General features: G+C 40.5%; 15 protein-coding genes and 1 pseudogene. 10 read left to right on the forward strand and 6 right to left on the reverse strand.

Features of this window, described 5'->3' with window-relative positions:
• Window positions 1–47: 47 nt before the first annotated feature.
• On the reverse strand, window positions 48–1223 hold the full coding sequence (locus tag QQK05_RS06995; protein WP_284296977.1) for an alkane 1-monooxygenase: 1176 nt from the start codon (window positions 1221–1223) through the stop codon (window positions 48–50).
• Between the two features lie 139 nt (window positions 1224–1362).
• Here QQK05_RS06995 and QQK05_RS07000 point away from each other — a divergent pair, with 139 nt between their 5' ends.
• Entirely contained in the window at window positions 1363–2403 is a 1041-nt protein-coding gene (locus tag QQK05_RS07000) for a helix-turn-helix domain-containing protein (RefSeq protein WP_284296979.1), read from the forward strand.
• Between the two features lie 7 nt (window positions 2404–2410).
• On the opposite strand, the gene QQK05_RS07005 is transcribed toward QQK05_RS07000, so the two are convergent.
• Window positions 2411–3508 (reverse strand): threonine aldolase family protein, encoded by a 1098-nt coding sequence (locus QQK05_RS07005; protein WP_284296981.1) that lies wholly within the window; start codon window positions 3506–3508, stop codon window positions 2411–2413.
• A gap of 25 nt (window positions 3509–3533) precedes the next feature.
• A complete protein-coding gene (locus QQK05_RS07010; protein ID WP_284296983.1) occupies window positions 3534–5207 on the reverse strand; it encodes a protein adenylyltransferase SelO in 1674 nt (557 codons plus the stop codon).
• 299 nt (window positions 5208–5506) lie between these two features.
• Here QQK05_RS07010 and QQK05_RS07015 point away from each other — a divergent pair, with 299 nt between their 5' ends.
• From QQK05_RS07015 to QQK05_RS07030, 4 genes are all read left to right on the forward strand, one after another.
• A complete protein-coding gene (locus QQK05_RS07015; protein ID WP_284296985.1) occupies window positions 5507–7573 on the forward strand; it encodes a S9 family peptidase in 2067 nt (688 codons plus the stop codon).
• Window positions 7574–7860: 287 nt separating this feature from the next.
• Window positions 7861–8838, forward strand: coding sequence for a DUF1852 domain-containing protein (locus QQK05_RS07020; protein WP_284296987.1), 978 nt, complete (start codon window positions 7861–7863; stop codon window positions 8836–8838).
• Window positions 8839–8860: 22 nt separating this feature from the next.
• Window positions 8861–9916 carry a methionine synthase gene (locus QQK05_RS07025; protein ID WP_284296989.1) on the forward strand — a complete coding sequence of 352 codons (1056 nt, stop codon included), beginning with the start codon at window positions 8861–8863 and terminating at the stop codon, window positions 9914–9916.
• 234 nt (window positions 9917–10150) lie between these two features.
• Window positions 10151–11635 (forward strand): hypothetical protein, encoded by a 1485-nt coding sequence (locus QQK05_RS07030; protein WP_284296991.1) that lies wholly within the window; start codon window positions 10151–10153, stop codon window positions 11633–11635.
• A 74-nt stretch (window positions 11636–11709) separates the two neighbouring features.
• Here the strand turns inward: QQK05_RS07030 and QQK05_RS07035 are convergent, their stop codons facing one another.
• A complete protein-coding gene (locus tag QQK05_RS07035; protein ID WP_284296993.1) occupies window positions 11710–12495 on the reverse strand; it encodes a sulfite exporter TauE/SafE family protein in 786 nt (261 codons plus the stop codon).
• 207 nt (window positions 12496–12702) lie between these two features.
• On the opposite strand from QQK05_RS07035, the gene QQK05_RS07040 reads away from it, so the two are divergent.
• Together QQK05_RS07040 and QQK05_RS07045 are read left to right on the forward strand one after the other, a co-directional pair.
• Window positions 12703–13743: a flavin reductase family protein gene (locus tag QQK05_RS07040; protein WP_284296995.1), complete on the forward strand. Its 1041-nt coding sequence runs from the start codon at window positions 12703–12705 to the stop codon at window positions 13741–13743.
• Window positions 13744–13808: 65 nt separating this feature from the next.
• Window positions 13809–14801, forward strand: coding sequence for a fatty acid desaturase family protein (locus tag QQK05_RS07045; protein ID WP_407704868.1), 993 nt, complete (start codon window positions 13809–13811; stop codon window positions 14799–14801).
• A gap of 54 nt (window positions 14802–14855) precedes the next feature.
• On the opposite strand, the gene QQK05_RS07050 is transcribed toward QQK05_RS07045, so the two are convergent.
• A complete protein-coding gene (locus QQK05_RS07050) occupies window positions 14856–16493 on the reverse strand; it encodes an HAD family acid phosphatase (RefSeq protein ID WP_284296999.1) in 1638 nt (545 codons plus the stop codon).
• A 270-nt stretch (window positions 16494–16763) separates the two neighbouring features.
• Here QQK05_RS07050 and QQK05_RS07055 point away from each other — a divergent pair, with 270 nt between their 5' ends.
• The 3 genes and pseudogenes from QQK05_RS07055 to QQK05_RS18690 all read left to right on the forward strand — a co-directional run.
• On the forward strand, window positions 16764–18860 hold the full coding sequence (locus tag QQK05_RS07055; RefSeq protein WP_284297001.1) for a metallophosphoesterase: 2097 nt from the start codon (window positions 16764–16766) through the stop codon (window positions 18858–18860).
• Window positions 18853–19962: an alpha/beta hydrolase family protein gene (locus QQK05_RS07060; RefSeq protein WP_284297003.1), complete on the forward strand. Its 1110-nt coding sequence runs from the start codon at window positions 18853–18855 to the stop codon at window positions 19960–19962. The genes QQK05_RS07055 and QQK05_RS07060 overlap by 8 nt, the downstream gene beginning before the upstream one ends.
• Before the next feature lie 310 nt (window positions 19963–20272).
• A pseudogene (locus tag QQK05_RS18690) lies at window positions 20273–20662 on the forward strand (hypothetical protein); the annotation flags it as partial.
• A 13-nt stretch (window positions 20663–20675) separates the two neighbouring features.
• On the opposite strand, the gene QQK05_RS07065 reads toward QQK05_RS18690, so the two are convergent.
• The gene (locus tag QQK05_RS07065) at window positions 20676–21620 is read right to left on the reverse strand and encodes a sigma-54 factor interaction domain-containing protein (protein WP_284297005.1); all 945 of its coding nucleotides are present in this window, start codon (window positions 21618–21620) and stop codon (window positions 20676–20678) included.
• Window positions 21621–21682: the final 62 nt, after the last annotated feature.

A 21682-nucleotide genomic window follows, 5' to 3' on the forward strand; every position in this document is an offset into this window, starting at 1 on the left:
ACAACGCAATTTATCAAGGAGGATGTGAAGAAAGTGTGAAGAGCAGACTAGTCTGTTTGAAGTTTATAACGTTGGATTAATTTATCCCTTTTACTCGGTAATAAATTCAATGAATCAAGATCACCGTTCGTCACCGAAATCAGGCGTTTATCCATTACGTAAAACCAGAGCCAAGGAATGTAAGCCATAATAAACATACCAAAGTAACCATTAGGCAACGAAGGTAAATCCGGAAAATGCCTAAGCGATTGATAACTTCGCGTCGCATTTGCATGATGATCGGAGTGGCGTTGTAGATGAAATAATGCCCAATTTGAGAAGATATGGTTACTATTCCAGCTATGGTGCGGTTGCGGCTTTTCATAACGCCCTGACGCAAGCTTTTTTCGTTTAAGTCCATAGTGCTCAACATAATTAGCTGAGGTTAACTGCCACATAGACCAAAAGGCGGCGATTAACAGGTAGGGAATAACGCTTGCCCCTAACCAAATTGCCATAAAAAAATAGATGCCTATCGTCATTAACATGGTTTGAATAAACTCATTATTGTATGACCATGGAGATAAGCCCTTTCCAATGAGCCGATCTCTTTCGACGGTATACGCCCTAATAAAACCACCTGGTAACTCTCGGCAAGCAAATTGATATATGCTCTCCCCCATCTTTGCTGATGCCGGATCCTCTGGAGTCGCCACATGTTTGTGATGGCCTCGGTTGTGCTCAATAAAAAAGTGTCCATAGGCAGCGGGAGCAAGTACCACCTTAGCCATCCATTTATCTATTTTATGTCTTTTGTGGCCCAACTCATGGCCGATATTTAACCCGTGACCACCGATGTAGCCAGACAATAAGCCACAAGCTAAGTAACCCCAGCCAGTTAGTGTGTAATTAACAACAAACCACCCCAAAAATACGAAAGTAAATACCACCAGAGGGACATGTAATAAGGTAATAATTCTGTAGTAAGTGTCGGCCTCTAATTGCGGGATAACAGACTCAGGAGGATTACTCGTATCTTCCCCCATCACCAGATCAGCAATAGGAAACACTACATACCAAAGTAAAACAAATGACCACAAAAAAAATTCATTGTGGGTTTGAATAAAGATAAGCGGCCCAGCTAGCGCCGAAAGTGGAATGAGAAATGATACCAACCACATATGGCGTTTTTTATCGACGTAGATATCACCGTTATCTGCTTGAAAGTGCTTTGTTATATTCATTATTGCCCTTCGTCATTGCGTTTGAGTGCCCTTCATCTATCTAACAACACCTAAGTACAAAAATTAACCGTTGAAATTGGCATAAAAACGTCATATTTTGCCATTACAGTGTCAATTAAATACTAATAACTCAAAAACGATGGACAAAACACGAAATGTAGCGATAACCAATGACCTACTACCGTCAATACACCCAAGCTATGCGCGTATTATGTGTGCCTATATCCAAAACAAAGGATATGACATTGATAAGCTATTCATCGGTAGTACGCTCAATTGGCAGAACTTGTTAGATCAGCAAGGTTTTATTAGCCTAGCTCAATTTAGAGCCTTAGTGCTCAATGCCCTTCAATTAACCCAAAAGCCTTGGTTAGGGGTTGAAATGGCAAAGCAACTTCAGGTCTCAGTGCATGGAGCTTTAGGCTATGGTGCAGTCGCAGCGCCTACAGTAAAAGATGCCTTTAAACTCATCGAGCAAGCAATGACAACACGTATCTCACTATTGGGTTTTGAGTATGTTGAAACTAACGTAGGCGCGAGATTTCACGTTGATGAATTTGTCCCGCTCGCAGCATTATCACAAGTGGTGTATCCCATGTTAATTGGCGCTTTTTGCGACATTATTGAAAAAACAACAGGCAGTCATGCTCAACAGGTAAAGGTTTTCCTCCCGTATCCCCAACCGGCTTGGTTTAAACAATATCAAATACAATTTCCGCAACTCACTTTCTCTTTTGACAGTGAAAGCTTCTATATTGATATACCTGCATCACTATTGAGCATGCACTCACTTACCGCGGATAACTTTGCTTATCGCAATGCCCAACGAGAGTGTCTTCAACTATTGAAGAGTAAAGAGCAAGGGGGAGCTTTATCAGAACAAATAAAAAGACGCTTGTTTTCAATGTCACCAATGACACCGCAACAAGCTCAGATCAGCCAAGATTTAGGCATATCCGTCCGTACATTGATCAGAAAGCTAAAAATGGAAAACACCAGCTTTCAAAAGATTGTTGATGAAGTAAGAACAGAACTTGCCTGTTGGGAGCTTCAAAACACGGAACAGCCGATAGACGATATTGCAGATCGCGTTGGTTTCATTGATACATCTAACTTTTCAAGAGTTTTTAAGCGCTGGATGGGCATAACACCTTCACAGTTTAGACGACAATCGAAGTAAACCTAGCTTAGTTAGCAATGCAATTATTGATGTGCTCCACCCAATACTCAACAGATTGTGTTAACGCATTTTCACCAATTGTAATCTCACAAACACAAGAGTGTTGATCACCAGACCTAGGCAGCGGCAAAACAATGACGCCTGTAAGTTCAGCATATCGTATTATTTTATCGGCTAACGTTTTCGCGTTTATGTCAAACTTCAAATGAAACATTGAGACTTCAGGATGCTCGGGTTCTAACCTAATCGCTAACATGCTCAGTTGCTGACAAAGCGCCTTGGTGTAACGAACATAATCTGGCATTCGGTTTAGGTGGATGTTAAGGCCTCGCTTTGCGGCAATCACTTCAGGGTATAATGTTATGGGGTTGCCTCCCGCCCGTCTCGCCCATATGCGAGCATCATCAATCAATTCTTTTTCACCCAACAACGCTGCGCCAAAGACGCCATTCAAATCTTTGTAAAAACTCACATAAAGGCTGTCAAACAAGGCCGCAATTTCAGCTAAGCTACGTTGATAGTAATCTGTTACTTGCCAAACTCTTGCACCATCTAAATGAAGTTTAACGCCGTGAACATCACACCAATGGCGAATCTCGAGTAACGATTGCCAAGTGGGCAGTGCACCGCCAATCTCCCTCATGGGTACCTCAAGAATTATTGCTGCTAAAGTCTCTGAGTTAAGGTCACTCAAATCCTCAGCCGTTGTAACACGTGATGGATCACCAACGCTCTTCCCATTTAATTGCCAAAGGTATTCAACGGCCATATGTTCGTGAAGTAACAAGTGCGACGTTGGGTGCAAACCTATATCGTTTTTCCCCGATTGCTCACTAAAGCACTTCATCGCAACACATTGGGCAAGTGTTCCTGTTGGTAAAAATACACAACTCGCTTTAGCAAAGAGTTGAGAGAGTTCCTGCTCAAAGGCTTCGATAGTGCCACCGCTCCCGTATGCATCTCGCATGTCATTGTCGGTTACATAGTTAGCTAAAGCAGTTAGCTCCTTATCCATCGCTAATTGGGGATGTCTCAATAGAGAAGTCTTTGCAGCTTTGCTTGCGCTGGCATATCGCTGTTTTTGATGTTCAGTAATGTGGCTCATTAAAGCTAGATACCTCGGCAAATAATTAAGATGAGCAACTGTAGTGAGATACCCCACCCGCTAACATAAATTGCTCAGGTCTACGCTGATAGAATTTACTTTCAACGTCCTCTGATTGTTCCTCGTAAGGGTTGGTTAGGATTGTCTGTAATTCTTGGATTAATGAAAAGTCGCCTTTTGCCGCCTGCTCATAGGCTGGCACTACAAGCCACTCACGCCACGTGTATTTTGGATTAACGCGTTTTAGTGCCTGTCTAAGCGCACTCTCATCTTTATGTGCTATTGCCAGCTTCCACTTTTCAAACCAAATCAACCATTGCTCCGTTAATTCCTGCGAAGGATTGCGATAAAAACTTAGTGCTAGTGTCGAGATATCGTTAGGTATATCAGAAAGCTCACGAAAGAAAATCGTGTAGTCGACTTTGGTCTTAACCATAAGTTGCATAAGTTCGACGTAAAGATCAGCATCAAAACTATCAAGCCCCAACTTACTTGCCCACATAATTTCCATTTTTTCCTCAACAACATTTGAAAACGTTGAGCGAATACTTTCTAACTCGTGCAGCGCATCAGGGCTTTGGGAAATAAGCGGAACAAGCGCCGAACAAAAGCTGTCAAAGTTTTTACCTGCAGCAAGCGGCTGATTAAAAAAGGCAAAGTGGCGACCACCGCCAGTCCAAGGCTGAAAAATGGGATCAAACTGTTCACAATAACCAAATGGACCATAATCTAGGGTATAGCCTCCTAACGCACAATTATCACTGTTAAAGTTACCTTGGCAGTAACCCACACGAATCCAATTTGCTACTAATGTCGCGAGTCGTTCACGAAATTTTGTTGCAAGCAAAACCACCTTCTTTTCTAGTGGTAAATCGTCATCAATTTCCTCTTGATATTCGCGCTCTATTACGTGCAAGAAAATCATCTCTAGTTCTTTAAGTGCCTCTGGATGAGATTGTTTTCTCGCTCTTCTACCGAACAACTCTAGTTGTCCCACGCGCAAAAACGAAGGCGCTACACGCGTTGAGATTGCAACAGGGTTTTCCACCATGATTTCAGGTTCAAATGATTGAGAGTCCTCAACATACCAAGGGCGATGAACTTTTTCTGAACTCGACATATACAAACATAACGATCGAGAGGTTGGTACACCTAACGCCTGCATATGCTCTTGCGCTAAAAATTCGCGGACACTCGAGCGTAATACGGCTCTGCCATCGCCACCGCGACAATAAGGCGTAGGGCCACCACCTTTTAATTGCATCTCCCAGCGCTGACCATTATGGTCGATTTCTAAGACAGAAATAGCTCGACCATCACCGTATCCATTCCCCGTTCGAAACGGGCATTGCTCATTATATTCAGTCCCATAAATAGACAATGCATAGCCCGTCGCCCAGCCAAGTTTTCTCATAGGCGCAGGTAAATGAGTTAAGTCACCGGTAAATAGCTTCGTAAAGCTTTCATCGTTTACAAGGCGGTGATCAAATGCCAATTCATCAAAGAATGTGCGACTGTGAGCAACATACACAGGGTTTTCAATCGTCGTAGGTTTTACCGGCACATAATGACCTGAAAAGACCTGACGAGGACTAAAATCATCCCCACTTTCTGTGGCATCAGGATCACAAGCGAGAGTACTGACCAGTGAATAATCCGAAATTTTCGCGATGTCTGATAGGCTTTTTATTTGTTCCATAGACTTTGTAATATCGTTTGTTTGACTGTAGTAACTTTCTTTGTACTTACCACCGTAAGTCACCTTGAGATCAAGTTACTGTCGGTTTTATTTATGTGGTAACGCTAGCAGAGTAAGTTACTCAACACCAGAGTACATGGCTTGTTAAAGTCGATTAAAAGCTTACTGGCTCAGTAACAAGTCAATTCATCTCAATTTTTCGACACTATATATCAAACCACTGTTGTTTATGTATCGAGATAGGCTATGTTATTGAATAAATTATTAATCGGTTAAACATAATAAAGAGATCAATCTGAATGAGACAATTAAATTTACCGAAACCTGCCCTAACCCTTATGCTCGGTGCGTTATTAACAAGCCAATCTGCAATAGCAGAAGACACCAATAATAATGTGCTGGGACTAAAGGATTTATTCAATCTTGAATACGCATCAAATCCAGTGGTTACTCCGGACAGAAAATCAGTAATCTATGTCAGAAATAGCATGGACATCATGACAGATTCAGTGCGCCGAAATCTGTGGACAGTGGATTTAGATGGCACTGACCATATGCCACTATTATCTGACACTAAAAACCATTTCAGTCCAGTTTTCTCACCGGATGGCAAAAAATTAGCTTACTTGTCGAGTAAAGAAGGTAAAGTGCAAATTTACCTGAGAGACATTGCCACAGGAAATACAACTCGTGTAACAGATGTTGCAATGAGTCCAAGTAGTTTAAGCTTTTCGCCAGATGGCTCTCAGCTTGCTTTCTCAATGTTTACTCCAACAAAAGCAAAACCATTATTTAGCCTTAATTTTAAGCCGAAAGACGCAAAATGGGCGGACAACGCGCAATACATTGACCAAACATTATTCCAACGAGACGGCGCAGGAATGAGACGTCCTGGAAACATGCAAGTTTACGTTGTACCGACAATAGGCGGAACACCACGACAAATCACATCAGGGCCATTTGATTATGCTGGCTCTATTGCATGGACTAATAATGGTAAGCAGCTAATTGTTTCGGCAAATACACGCAATGATGCTGACTTCGATATCTTTAACGCGGACATTTTAGCCATTGATGTAACAACATCAAAAGTTACTAAACTAACAGACGCTAGTGGTCCTGAAGGTAGTCCAAATATCAGTCCTAACGGTAAAAAAATTGCATTTACTGGTTTTGAAGATAATGGCAAGTCAAATCAGTTAAATCAGCTCTACATTATGAATCTAGATGGCTCAAACATAAAAAGCCTTACGCCAACGTTAGACCGCTCTGTGGAAAGTATAGATTGGGCTGACAACAGTAAAGGTTTGTATTTTAGTTACGATGACATGGGCAAAAAGCATGTTGCTTATGTGAGCTTGTCAGGAAAGATCACAACGAAAACAGATAACTTAGGTGGTATGAGCCTAGGAAGACCATACACGTCTGGTCAATACGATGTAGCGTCAAACGGTAGTATTGTTTACACATCAAATAGTGGCAACCGTCCGGCCGATTTGGCAATCGTTGACAAAAAGGGCAAAGTCAAACAGCTAACCGATTTAAATAGCGATGTTTTTGGCCACAAAACGCTCAACAAGCCTGAATTATTATCGCTCAAAAGCAGTGTAGATGGCCGAGATCTGCAAGCTTGGATCGTCACCCCGCCTGATTTCGATCCTAATAAAAAATACCCATTACTCCTTGAGATCCATGGTGGTCCTCACACCGCTTACGGCCCGAGTTTTTCAAGTGAAGTACAGCTTTTCGCTGCTGCAGGTTATGTTGTTGTATACGGCAACCCTCGTGGATCAACATCGCAAGGTGCTGAATTTGCAAACCTTATTGACAAAAACTACCCATCTGAAGATTACAACGACCTAATGGACATGGTTGATGGCGTCATTGCAAAAGGTTATGTCGACGAATCAAATCTATTTGTTACAGGTGGCTCAGGTGGTGGTGTGTTGACGGCTTGGATCATCGGAAACACCGACAGATTTAAAGCAGCAGTAGTGGCTAAGCCCGTCATCAACTGGACAAGTATGATAGGTACGTCAGATATTTATACCTTTATGACAAGATACTGGTTTAACGACCTACCGTGGAATGATTACGAGCAATACTGGAACCGTTCTCCACTGTCATTAGTTGGCAATGTAAAAACACCAACGATGGTATTAACGGGTGAGCTCGATGTCAGAACACCGATGGCAGAGAGTGAGCAATACTATGGTGCGCTTCGCTTGCAAGGTGTCGAAAGTGCCCTTGTTCGTATTCAAGGCGCATACCATGGGATTGCAGCTAAGCCTTCAAACCTAGCGCGTAAAGTTGGCTACATTTTGGCTTGGTTCGACAAGTACAAAGACGAAAAGAAAGCTGATTAATTAGCTAAACTCGATTAGCTCTTATCATATTAATTAACCTTAATCGTTAAGAGCTAATCTACCTTCCATTGTACACATTTCTGATCATTACCTAAGTTCCTACAAATAATTCTGTTCTCGGTCCACTCCTACCCACTGCGCTACCCCACGAATAACAAGACTTATGAATATTTCTCATACTTGAATGAAATAAAACCATTTTTTTTCATAAAACATTAGGCGTATAAATCCACCTATTCACGTTGCGGCTTCGCAATTTAAGAGTATTTATTAAGGGTTTTATCGTCATGAGCAACGAATTCACATTTAATATCAAGAAGATAATTTTTGATGAGCACTATCAGCCTGCTGATAACACACGTATTACCACAAACTTCGCAAACCTAGCACGTGGAGAGAGTCGGCAATCGAATTTAAGGAGTGCTTTAAAGATGATTGATAATAGCTTTAACGCTCTCGCGCATTGGGATAATCCTCATGGTGACCGTTATGCCCTAGAACTAGAGATTGTCTCTGTTGAAATGGACATCAATGAAGGCGGTCAAGCATTCCCGTCGATTGAAGTATTAAAGACCAATATTATTGACCGTAAAACCAATGAGCGAATTGAAGGAATTGTCGGCAATAACTTTTCATCGTATGTTCGTGACTATGATTTTAGCGTATTGCTATTAGATCATAACAAGGATAAGCCTCAGTTCAGTATTCCCGAAGGTTTTGGGGAGTTACACGGTAAGCTTTTTAAGTACTTCGTCAACTCTGCATGTTACAAACAACACTTTAAAAAGTTACCTGTCATCTGTTTAAGTGTGTCAGACAACAAAACGTATCAGCGAACGGAAAACCAACACCCTGTTTTAGGGTTTGAATACTTGCCAAATGAGTCGTCATTAACCGAGCAATATTTCAAAAAGATGGGCTTACAAGTACGTTATTTCATGCCTCAAAATAGCGTTGCGCCGCTTGCATTTTACTTTTTTGGTGACTTACTCAATGACTACACGAATCTGGAGCTAATCAGTACGATTAGCACAATGGAAACGTTTCAAAAGATTTATCGACCTGAAATATACAACGCAAATGCTGTTGCCGGTAAACGCTACCAACCGAACTTAAAGAATATCGACCATTCGCTAACCCAGATTGTTTACGATCGAGAAGAACGAAGTCGACTCGCGATTAAGCAAGGTAAATATGCAGAAGAGCACTTTATCAAGCCATATCAGCACGTCCTTGAACAATGGTCGGCGAACTACGCCCTTTAAATCGATACATAAGGTTATTAACATGAAAACTCTTTTACCGACTTCGACAGCGGGCAGTTTACCTAAGCCTTCATGGCTAGCCGAACCAGAGAAACTTTGGTCACCATGGAAATTAGAAGGAGAAGCACTAACACATGGCAAGCGCGATGCACTGCGTGTATCACTGCACGAACAACAATACGCTGGTATCGATATTGTCAGTGACGGTGAGCAAACTCGACAACACTTTGTCACCACCTTCATTGAGCATTTAACTGGGGTTGATTTTGAGAATCGCAAGACGGTTAAAATTCGCGATCGCTATGAGGCGAGTGTACCAACAGTCGTAGGCCCAGTAAGTCGCCAAAAATCGGTATTTGTTGACGACGCTAAGTTTCTTCGCCAGCAAACTAATAAGCCAATAAAATGGGCTCTGCCGGGCCCGATGACGATGATAGATACGCTTTACGACGATCATTATAAAAGTCGTGAAAAATTAGCTTGGGAATTTGCCAAAATACTCAATCAAGAAGCAAAAGAACTTGAAGCTGCTGGTGTTGATATTATTCAATTTGATGAACCTGCATTTAATGTTTTTTTTGATGATGTAAACGACTGGGGAATCGCCTGTTTAGAAAGAGCCATAGAAGGCTTAAAATGTGAAACAGCCGTGCATATTTGTTATGGCTATGGCATAAAAGCAAATACAGAGTGGAAGAAAACCCTAGGCTCTCAATGGCGACAATACGAAGAGATTTTCCCAAAACTTCAACAATCCAATATCGATATTATCTCCCTTGAATGTCATAACTCGCGTGTGCCAATTGAGTTGCTTGAACTCATTCGAGGTAAGAAAGTGATGGTGGGCGCAATTGACGTAGCGACCAACGAAATAGAAACTCCTGAAGAAGTTGCCGATACATTGCGAAAAGCGCTAGGGTTCGTTGACCCGGATAAACTCTACCCTTGTACCAACTGCGGTATGACACCATTATCAAGAGATATAGCGAATGCAAAACTGAACGCACTTAGCCAAGGCGCAGCAATAATCAGAAAAGAGCTAGCGGCGGAGTTTAGCCTAGCTAACCAAGAACTCTAATCGCACGATAAACTTATTAACTTAAGAAGCATCATGTAGTTAAGTCTACTTGGTGCTTTTTTATTTAACCGCCCTCCCCGTCCATACATCAATAAACCATTACTCTTTCGCATCTACTATCAAAAAGATGAAAACATATTCACATTAGTAAAGTAACTAATGCAGTTAAGCGTAAACTATGCTTTAATCAACTGTACAAAAAACATACAAAAATAATAAAACACGGAGGTTATTATGGTCCGATTAATCGTGAGCATTTTGTCAGTAGTATTGCTATCAAGTTGTGCAGGTAACTACTTAAGTGCGACCTGTACAGATCCTGATAAATGTGAATCTGCAATTATTTCCAAAACAGTTCAAAGAAACGATAAAGTGTCTGCTGGTGTCCTCTACGCATTACCTCGCCAACGGGTAAAAATAACGATTAAAAGTGAGCTTGTGACGAAAGAAGGAATTAAGCAAACAATCACTAAACGCTATGCTGAAGTAGACAAAAGTAAGGCAAAATTAATACAAGCAACCAAAGAAAAAAAGAGTGCAGAAGATCGATTAGCAGCTCATAAAAATGCAGAGGATATTGGAGAAAGCTATGAAACCTATGCAAGTCGTGTAGCAATTGAAATATTCGAAGCGAAAGCAATCATAAAAGTAGAAACAGACAAAATTTCTGCACTAAACAAACAAATCGTAAAGTTAAAAAATCAACTTACAAGTTTTCCTGATACACCTGCAATACATACAATTAGCATGACACCAGTAGCTGAAGCACCCCATGCCGATGGTGACGCAATGTTATCGGCGGTCATGGTTGATAACCCTAAAACCGCAGACTCATTTGAAATAACAACAACCGATGCGGGCCTATTATCAGGTGGTAGCGGCACTTCCAAGGGGCAAGTTGATGAAATTATTGTCTCGCTAGCAAAAGCGATTGGCGCATTTAACGCACCAACGACAACAGTCAATAAAAATGCACCTATTGGAAGCCATTCGTTTGTAGCCGCCAAAGGCCTTTGTAAACACAAAGCATTTAACAAAACCTTTGTGCTAGATTTTAAACATAGTGATGCTCCTGAAGCTGAAATTAATCGTTTTTTTAAAACAAACAAACTCTGCCTTAAATTTAATATCAATAACTCAAGCAGCTTCACTTCAGATTACTCATTACTCACTTATGACATCAAGGCCGAAGATGAAGCTGGAACTGAAGACGACGACAAAGGGCTTTATGACGGCCTCGTTTATCCAAGAAAGTCGGCGCTAAACATGTCATTGTGCGAAACCATCAATACAGATGTGCAGCAATGTAGCCCTATGGCATCTTTTCCAACCCAGTATTTTTCGTTAGACATCATAGATCCAAGTCGTGTCGGGGTGATAAAACTTGATCAAGGCACATTCGCTGACAACAATTATGAGTTTGAATTTAGCAATGGTTTATTAACGCGGTTCAAGAGTGATAAACCATCAGAAATTATTTCTGCACTAGCGATGATTCCTGCCGCCGCAAAAGCATTAGTTGAAATTCCAGCGGAGATCATTCAATTAAAATTTGATTTATCAGATAAAGATCGCGCGTACTACGAAATGCAAACAGCAATCTTGAAAGCTAAATTGGAGCACGATGCGATTTCAGAAAATCAAGAGCAATATCAGCAAAACATAGAAGACGAAATACTCGGTACCGGTGACACGACCGATGGCGACGATAACAACTAGCCAAATTCCCACTCATGTTGACTAAAAAAGCCACGCGTTAATCGCGTGGCTTTTTTAGTTAATGTTTATGTTGCTTAAAAGAATAAAAAGCGAATACCAACGACAAACAATAAGGCCGCAAATAACTTTTTAAGTAATTTAGTGTCTAACGAATGGGCAAGTTTAGCGCCTAACTTAGCGCTTGGAACACTCGTAATAGCAATACCAAGTACAGCAGGCCAGTAGACGTAACCAGTGCTCCATTCAGGTAATGCTGATTGATCCCAGCCTGTAACAACGTTTGATACCGTTGCAGCGATCGCAATAGGTAAACCACATGCAGCAGAGGTAGCGACGGCTTTCTTCATGTCGATTTTTAGCCAAGATAAATACGGAACCGTAAACGTTCCACCGCCAATACCAAACCAAGAAGAGCCGAAGCCAATTACGCCACCAGCAGCCGAAATCCCTAAAGCACCCGGTTCCTTGCCCTCACCAGGTGGTTGCCAGCCTGAAAACATTTTAAGTGACAGTAACAAAGCAAAAACACCAATAAGCTTTTGTAGAACGGGTCCTGGGACCGAGGAAATAAAGAACACGCCCATCGCCGTACCTATCACTAAACCAACAGTCATTGCTTTAACAACACGCCAAATCACAGCGCCCTTCTTGTGGTGAGCCATTACAGAACTAATTGACGTAAACACGATACTTGCGAGAGATGTCGCGACCGCCATATGCGTCAAGATATCAGGTGAAACACCAACAAAAATAAAACTAAAGATAAGCACTGGCACGATTACCATGCCGCCGCCAACACCAAATAGTCCGGCTAACAGCCCAGCGAATGCCCCAATCACTAAGTAAAGAAGAAAAAACATCAATATCCCTAATATACGACTAACCCAAATAGCGAACACATTATAACCAGCCACTTAACAATAGCCATCACTATCTCTGTAACAAATTGATTTAGCTAATAACTTTTTGCTAACCGATTGCTTTTTGAAAATAAGTTGATTTTTTACCCTTTCAGCGTACACTTGTACGCCTAATTTCAGCGTACACATGTAAGCTAAATAATTCATATGCAAAAAACGTTTAACTGGCTTAGCCAACAATTACTCAATCATTCGTCCGTAGGGGCATATTTTGAACCATTAATTCAACAACTTATGCCTGCTTGGCGAGTTGATTATTTTCGTGCAAAAGTTCAAACAATTGATTTTTTATCACCAGACACCGTAGCGTTATGGTTAAAGATCAATAAATCGTGGCCTATTCATCGTGCGGGCCAGCATATTCAGCTCACGCTTGAGATAGACGGGAAGCTCTGCACTCGAGTATTTACCATTGCGTCATCGCCACAAAAAGCAAAAGTAGACCATCTAATTAGACTGGTGATTAAACAACAGCCAACGGGGCAATTTACACCAAGTTTATCTTCGCTGGCTGTTGGCGACTGGATTAACATTTCAGCACCACAAGGTGATTTCACACTTGATAAGGTCTCAGAACATTCGCTTTTTTTGGCCGCTGGCTCCGGCATAACCCCCTTTATCGCAATATTGTCGGCAATGAATTTTGAGAATAAAAAGACAAAGGTTCACTTGATCTACTATGCGAAGAAAAGTCAGCATTTACTCGTTGATGAACTCGCAGCAATCGCAAATAAGCACGCAAACTTTAGCTTTGACCTATTGCATCGTGAAAACCACGGTGATGTTTCTCAGCACCTGGCAACACATGCGTCATCAAACTTTTATGTATGCGGCCCAGCGCCGTTTTATAACTGTATCGAGGGATATACAACGGCACAAAATCGCCAACTGTTTTCTGAGCACTTTACTGCGCTACCGTTGCCAACTACCAACCAAACAACGTTCAAATTGGGCTTTAGAGATAAACAACTTGACGTGACAAACAGTGAGCCTTTGTTAACCCAATTACTGTCCTTAGGTGAAAGCGTAACTTACGGCTGCAAAATGGGTATCTGCCATCAATGCCAATGCACAAAATCGAAAGGTGTTGTTAGAAACATACTCACTGGGGAACTGTCAGATACAGGTGAAGAACTTATTCAACTATGTACCGCACAAATGATAACTGACGTGGAGCTTAAAGCATGACGGAAATTGCAAAGCCAAACTATGAATTATTGGGCCAACAACTTGACGACCTGAGAGCCAAAACCATGGCTAAAGTAGGTCAAGAAGATGCTAACTACATCAAAAAAATCATTTTATGGCACCGATTGTTTGAGTGGAGTGGCAGAATCTTATTGATGCTAGGCTTCATCAACCCTGTGCTGTGGGTCATTGGTGTATTGTCGCTTGGCTTAGCTAAGATTCTCGACAATATGGAAATTGGCCACAATGTGATGCACGGCCAATACGACTGGATGAACGACAAGCATATTAACTCAAAGTCCTATGAATGGGATATTGCTTGTGACGGAGCTAGTTGGAATAGAGTCCATAATTTTGAGCATCATACATACACGAACATTATTGGCAAAGATCGTGACTATGGATATGGCTTATTGAGGCTATCGAACGACTTTACCTGGCGTATCAAAAACCTTTGGCAGCTTCTAACCTATCTCAATTTAAGCCTGCTTTTTCAGTGGGGAATTGCCTATCATGAACTGGCTGCTGAACGTGTTTTCTTCGGTAAAAAGAAAGACAACCGTGAAAATAAGGTGTCCCATACACAGCTTAAAAAAAGGTTTTTCAGTAAAGGGGCAAGACAAATAGCAAAAGATTACATCATCTTTCCAGTGTTAGCTGGTCCGCTCTTTTTGTGGGTCCTTGTGGGTAATATTTGTGCCAATATCATTCGCAATTTATGGACCTCAACCATTATATTTTGCGGTCATTTTACGGGCGATGCTCAAACATTTACCGAAGCTGAGTGCGAGAATGAGACCAAGGGCCAGTGGTACTATCGACAAGCGCTTGGCTCGTCAAATTTAAGAGGTGGAAACTTATTTCATGTGCTGACAGGTCATTTAAGTTTTCAGATAGAGCATCACTTATTTCCAGATATGCCTGCTAAGCGATATCGAGAAGTGGCTCCCGAGGTCCAACGTATCTTTAAACAGCATGGGATTCATTACAATACAGGAAGTTTTGTCCGTCAATACGGTTCCGTATTAAAAAGAATATTTAGGTACTCATTCCCTTAAAATAAACAATAAAAAAGGCAAACCTAGGTTTGCCTTTTTCTCTTCAAATGTGATCTACCAAGAGCCGTACATGGCGTTAGGTAGCAAGACCAGTCCATTTTTCTTCAACAACTGCTCGATATTTGCGTCGTGCTGTAATACACCAGCAAAGTCCTCAATATTGTCGCCAACTTGCATTAATATTGTCGCTTTTGGGAAGCCATTATGACGCTTGCCTTTGGACGCGAAACAACTTGTTTCACCATTGACTACTTGAGCTCGACGTAAGTCTTTATCGTTAATGACACCGTTTTTACCCATTTCTAGTTTGTCAGCTTTTGTACGCCCCATTAAACATGTATTTTCAATTGAAACAGGGATTTCCATCTGCTGTAGATTTTTCCATGTATGGTGGTCTAAGGCTCTTTCACGATTCGTCACTAACGCAAGCTTTCCACCATTTTCTAGCACAGCTTCAATAAACATTTTTGCACCTGGTACAAGTGCAGCTTTTTCAGAAGCAACCCATTGATTCCACGTTTTACGCTCGTAAGTTTTTCCAACCTTTTCGATACCAGCGTTATAAGGGCTGTTATCCAAAATAGTCTCATCAACATCCATTACAACAACCCAATCACCGTCAGGTTTTGTCATTGCCTTTAATGCCTTTGTTGCGTTTTTATACGCTAATTCAGTAAGGTAGCGATATTCAGCACTGGTTGTTTGCCAAGTTACTCCATTACTTAACGGAAGTGGCTTGTTTGTAAGCTCCAAGCTAACCGCGCAATGATCACTTAACATTGCCTTTGGCTCCATATCACTGAAAAGGTGTGCTTTGACATCTTTTTGATAATTTGAAGATAGTTTGCCTACTAAAATATGGTCTATTGGTGCAGGATAGTATGGATGACAACCAATTAACGCCTGAGTGGTGTTTTCCAGCGCAGCATACTCTGTTGTCGCGTTGGCTAACTTTTGTGTCATTGCATTGTATGGCGCAGATAAACGGTGATTGAAGTCACCTAAGATGATGTATGGCACAGAGGCTTTATCTTGCTCTTGTACCCAATCAACTAAAACTTCTGCTTGTTTAGCATAGGTCATACATGAGTCTTTGTCTGATCGTTTGTAATTATCGACAAAACAACCACTTTTCATGTGTACGTTTAATAGCTTAAATTTACCCAACGAAGAATTAACGACCAATTCAACACCATAACGCAAACCTGGGTTATCTAAACCTAACGCTTTTAAGCTTGTCAGGCTCTCTACCGCTACCCCTTTTTTAACAGCAAATGCGACTTTTTGTTGCGTCGACATAAACCCTGTTTTGCGACATTCGTAGGCTTCATTATCCGGTCTATCAGACATTAATACTTGCCAGTTATCGGCTGGGAATAGTTGCGCGACAGCTTGCTTTGATGCCACTTCTTGTAAAGCAACAATGTCTGCATCGATGCTTTTTGCGTAAGCTTTAAGTTGAGCGATTTCTTGTTCAGTTCGCGGTCGACAACCATCAGTATGTGGAAACGCTAAATGCTCAACATTCCATGTAGCGACTTTAAGCGACTGTGTTAAATTTGTATCGTGCGACTGCACGTTATGAGATGAAACATTCGCATCTGCTGCTGCTTGAACAGCCTCATTGCTTTTACACCCAGCGAGCGATAATCCGCACATCAACAGAGTTAAGTAAAATTTTTTATTAATCATAGCTTTATTTCGCAATATATATTTTTATAGTGATGAAGAGTCACTTAATGACAGCGTGTAACTCGAACATACATGAGAAGAAGTCTTAAACGATATTGTATGAATCAGTCGAGTATAAAATCAACCATTTTTGTTCAATTGGTCAAGAATCAAATCGATTGGAGAAGACATATTTATCCAGCAAAAACAGGGTGCTTTGCTAATAAGTTGTGAAAATAGAAAATTGGACTAGAGTTTTATTCATAAAAATAACAAAGATAAGGATATTGTATGTTTAAAAATATTTCTTTAGCAGGTATCTTTCTTTGCTTGTCCTCATGCTCTTCGCTAGATCTAGACAGCACATCTACCTACAGTAATAATCGTCAAGCAATTGAAAATAACAATCTAGCTTTTTCGGATACCCCCATATTATTTATCGCAGACAACCAGAAAGCGCTCGTTCCTACAGAGCCAATCTTTGAGCAAAGCTTTCTTTCAGAAATGGCAGTAAACACAGCCCACCGCCGCCCATCATTAGACGCGTTTTCTTTGGATATCGTCAATTATATTATCAACAATAATGAACACCAATTACTAATCCATGGTGGCGATTTACTTAACAACAGTTGTGTCGAAGAGTTCAATGTATCAGTGGAAACACTCAATCGAAATCCCAACAAATCTTGGTTTATTGCGCCAGGCAATCACGATGGATACTACCTGGGTATATCATCGCCGCTAAACCTTTCCAAACGAATGATTCCATTGCATAACACGTTACTGGATGAAAGAGCTGGGTGGGGATTAACCTGCACTCCCATTAACAATGAGCGTATAAATAAGGTCAATAATCTTCGAGCAACTGGTAAACTCAATAACACACAAGCTGCAGGTTATGAAAACTTAAAAGACTATGCAACCGTGCATAAAAATATTGCCGATAAATCCGTGTTTAATTGGTTGTATCTAAAAGCGTTAGGGATTAACGAGAAAATTGCCGAAGGAGTAACCGTAGACGTTCAGCCAACATTAAGTAAAGAGTTCGAACAATACTCATTACGTTGTGTCGATTTTGAGTCTCAAGGTGAATTACATAATACCTTTATGACAGACATTTGCTGGACACAGCACGAGAGCTATGGAGATAACTACTTCAAGGAACAACCAAATAAATATACGTATACGAACAATATAGAAACTCAATTTGTAGAGCGACATCCTTGGCGCAATTTCATTATTCAAAAGTTGACGACAACGTTCAGTAACGAACCTTTAGATATCATCATTATCGATACGTCGAGTTATAGCGAAGGAAGAGCTATAAAAAACAATGGTGAATTATATTACCGTAGCTATGGTGCTGCCGACGCCGCTGAAATCGTTCCTCCTCAACTAAAGATCTTTGATAAATGGATAAATGAAAACAAAGAGCTTAATAGAAAGACGATTATCGTTGGTCATCACCCGCTGTTTGATTTCAACGTCAAATCCTATGCAGCCATAAATAAGGCATTTGATAGTAAACACGTTTTAGCATACGTATCGGGTGACACGCACGACGGCTACCATGGCACGCACATTTTCCCTAAAGAGCAAATGAATAGTCAGGTACTTGAAGTCAACTTAGGATCTTCAATCGACGCTCCTATTGAATATGCTTTAATAGGGACAACACAAAAAGACAACACGCATTCATTTCTTGCCAAACGATATTCTTTGACACCTTTAGTATCGACAGAAACTGAGCAAGTCAGTCGCCCAAAACACAGGGCAACTATTATCAAACCGAAAAAATATAAGAAAAGTGGTCACCTAGATAGTCCCAAGTATTATGCCGAGTTTAATGATTCTCTCTGGCGAAAATGTAACGACCTTTGGACATTTGATAGTAATGCCAAGCCTTACGACCCTTTATCACTGTTGAGTTACGACGAGAGAACAACAATCGAATCACAAAACATCAAACAGCCTATTTCATATTTTGGTTTACCTTATTTAAACCTTACAAATTTAGATAATGTAAGAGATGATGCATTGAGGGCTTACAAACTAAACAGACTAAAACATTTAGCAATTGTCTATGAACAAATGTTTAATGCCGCCGATGTCGTATTTAGTGACAAGGTAAAACGATTACAAGGTTTAGCCTACGATGAATACGAAAATTTAAGAGCAAACAATTTTTCAAGTTATTGGACGCGGGAACAAGAGTATATTAGTACGCTTTTTAGACTAGCAGAGCTTATCCTAGCGATTGAAGCTGAACTCCCCCGCATTGACCAAGAAGGCAAAGACAATCCAAACCCAAGAGTACAATTGTTTACAGTATGTAGTGCGATTTTTGACGCGGAAATAGAATATAAGGCAGGAATATTCGATGGCTAAATTTCGTTATCGTCCTCTTGTTACATGTGGTGTTTTTTTCGCGTTAATTGCTTGCACGAATAATCCCTATCAGTTCACTGAGAGCTTTAGGCTTTTTAACACACCTTTTGCGGCAATAGATGAACAAAAAGATCTCTCATCAACGTTCAAAAGTAACTTCTGTAAATCGATTTCAACAGAAGCAGAATCTACGGCATGTACTCAGTATTTTTATCCTTACCCAAATGATAATAAAGATGGAGAAGTTACCCATCTCAGAGACATAGATGACAAAGCCAAATACCTATTTGTAATCGTCCCAGGCATTTTAGGCGAATGTATCATTGATGAAGTTGCTCCATTTGAGAAATCAATCCCCTTGGTCTCAGAGAAATATCCAAACATTCGTTTTCACACTATCAAGACTGTTAGTGGCAGAGCAAGTAGCACATACAATTCGAAAACAATTTATACCGAAATAGAAAGACTAGAGACCTACCCTGAGGAAAAAATCATCATAGTCGGCTATTCAAAAGGTGCAACCGACAGCTTGGTTTACTTTTCAGATTATTATTTTAATCCTAGTGTAAAAAATACAAAGATAATTTCAGGATTTGTAACCATTTCAGGCGTTATTCTTGGTACCCCCATTGCCAATACAGAATATTTAAACAGTGAATCCATCGTCGCTAATTTTCCAATTGATACGTGCCCAACAAAAGACGAAAGTGGCGTTAACGATTTAAGTAACTTAACTAGATTTGAATGGTTCAAACAACAATACAGTACTGAGATATCTAACATACCAAGCTTTTCATTAATATCAGCGAGTACAAGAAAAAACACATCATTAGTTTTTAACACTTTTCACAAAGATATAATGACGATGGCTGGGATAAATGATGGCCAAGTGCCCGCCAGTATGCAGTTTATGCCTAATTCATACTATTTAGGTACAGTCAATGCGGATCACTGGGCCGTCATCCTTCCCTTTAGTGATCATGAATCCTCTAACCTTACCTGGTTGAACAAATTGACTAAGAAAGTAGCCACCAAGAATACATACCCTAGAGAAGCCCTTCTTGAGGCACTTGTTTTAACGGTTGCCTCCAAAATTCATTAGCTCTCAATCAGTGTTGTTTGTTTCACGTTAATATCGTACTTCCATACGAAAGTACGACGTTAACATGTTGAATTTCGCCATTTTTTAGTGACAATAGCACAATAAACAAATAACAATAATCTATAACTCCTTAGTTTTCATACAGTTAATCCTTGGCACGATGTTAGCTTAGTTATTGGTAATTACTGAAAAAGGACAAGATATGGCTGCTACTAACGCAGATGAACAATCATCACAAACGTCAACCTCCAGGATTGGAATTATCGCAAACTATGAGCTGACCCGTTTATTCAACACTAAGCGCGGTTGGATGGCATTAACAGCATTTGCCTTAGTTTGGTATTTTATTTTGCGGTATCCAATTTATTACGCCACCTCAATTATCGCTGAATCAAATTTTGAAGAAATGCTGATTCAAGCTTTTGGCATGGTTGGTATAGAAAGCTTGCTTTCCTGGCCTGTCGCTGAGCTCGCTGTTTTTTGGGTTATTTCTCTCATACTTTATCCCCTATTTACACTACTCATTACGTCAGACCAAATATCTTCTGACAGTGCCCGCGGTACTTTGCGGTTCATCGTCTTGCGCAGTACGCGATTTGAACTCTTTTTCGGTCGATACCTTGGGCAATTATTGATACTCATTATTTTAGTACTGGCTACCTTAATTGCAGCATCGCTGATGGCGATATATAGAGATCCAGCGATAGCATCTTCTATCGCGATGCATTTTGGTTACGTGCTCTTTCACCTGACGTTCGTTTTAGCTCCTGTGGTTGCAGTGCCCTTAACAACTTTACTTGAGCATCTGGTGTCAGTTCACCGACTTCGTCTAAAAATAAAGTACCGCCATCTGCCTGTTCAAATAATCCAGAATGATCTTTTACAGCGCCAGTAAACGCACCTTTAACATGCCCAAAAAGTATTGAGTCAACTAAGTTTTCAGGTAGAGCACCACAGTTAATTGTTTTAATAGGCTTTGATGATCTATTGCTTGCTTTATGGATGGCGTTTGAAATGACCTCTTTACCTGTACCTGTCTCACCAAGTACCAATACGGGCAAATCCAACTCAGCTAATTTTTCAGCCTTTTCAATAACCGATTTCATTTGGTTTGATGTCGCTGTGATATCTTTAAATGCCTTGGTTTGGACAGGTAAGGCAGATGCTTTTGATGAAATTGACCTTGCAACGGATGCGTCATATTCAGCAACAAAGTTAAAAGGAATATCGTCTATAAATATTTCACCGCCTTCTCTTGATTGACAAAAGTTAGTGTTGTTTTTCCCTTTACCTAGGATAACGCTTACAGCCGACATCGCAGGAGTACCTGATGATAAATTTATATATAAACTTTCACTTTCCGCTGATAATTTATTTATCCACTTTTGTGATACATCAGAAATTGATTTGTAGTCTATGGGACTGGCGATTCTGACTCTGTTAATTGATACGTCCTCATATGGACGATGCGCTATTGCTAGTTTTTTCTTGAGCCAATTTTCATAATCGATCCAATCCTCATCCCAATAATTGGCAACGATTACAATTTTATCAAACGGCTGAGCCATTTTTAGAGCTATAACAGAAATAGGACCGCTAACATCCTTTTTCATGTTGTTGATATCAGTTTTGCCCAGCCAAGAGTATAGAATATTCACTGTTTACACTTTTTCTTGATTATTATGTAAATAATCTTACATGTTCTATTATTTTTTTACAT

The organism is Thalassotalea loyana, assembly GCF_030161435.1.
GTDB lineage: Bacteria > Pseudomonadota > Gammaproteobacteria > Enterobacterales > Alteromonadaceae > Thalassotalea_G > Thalassotalea_G loyana.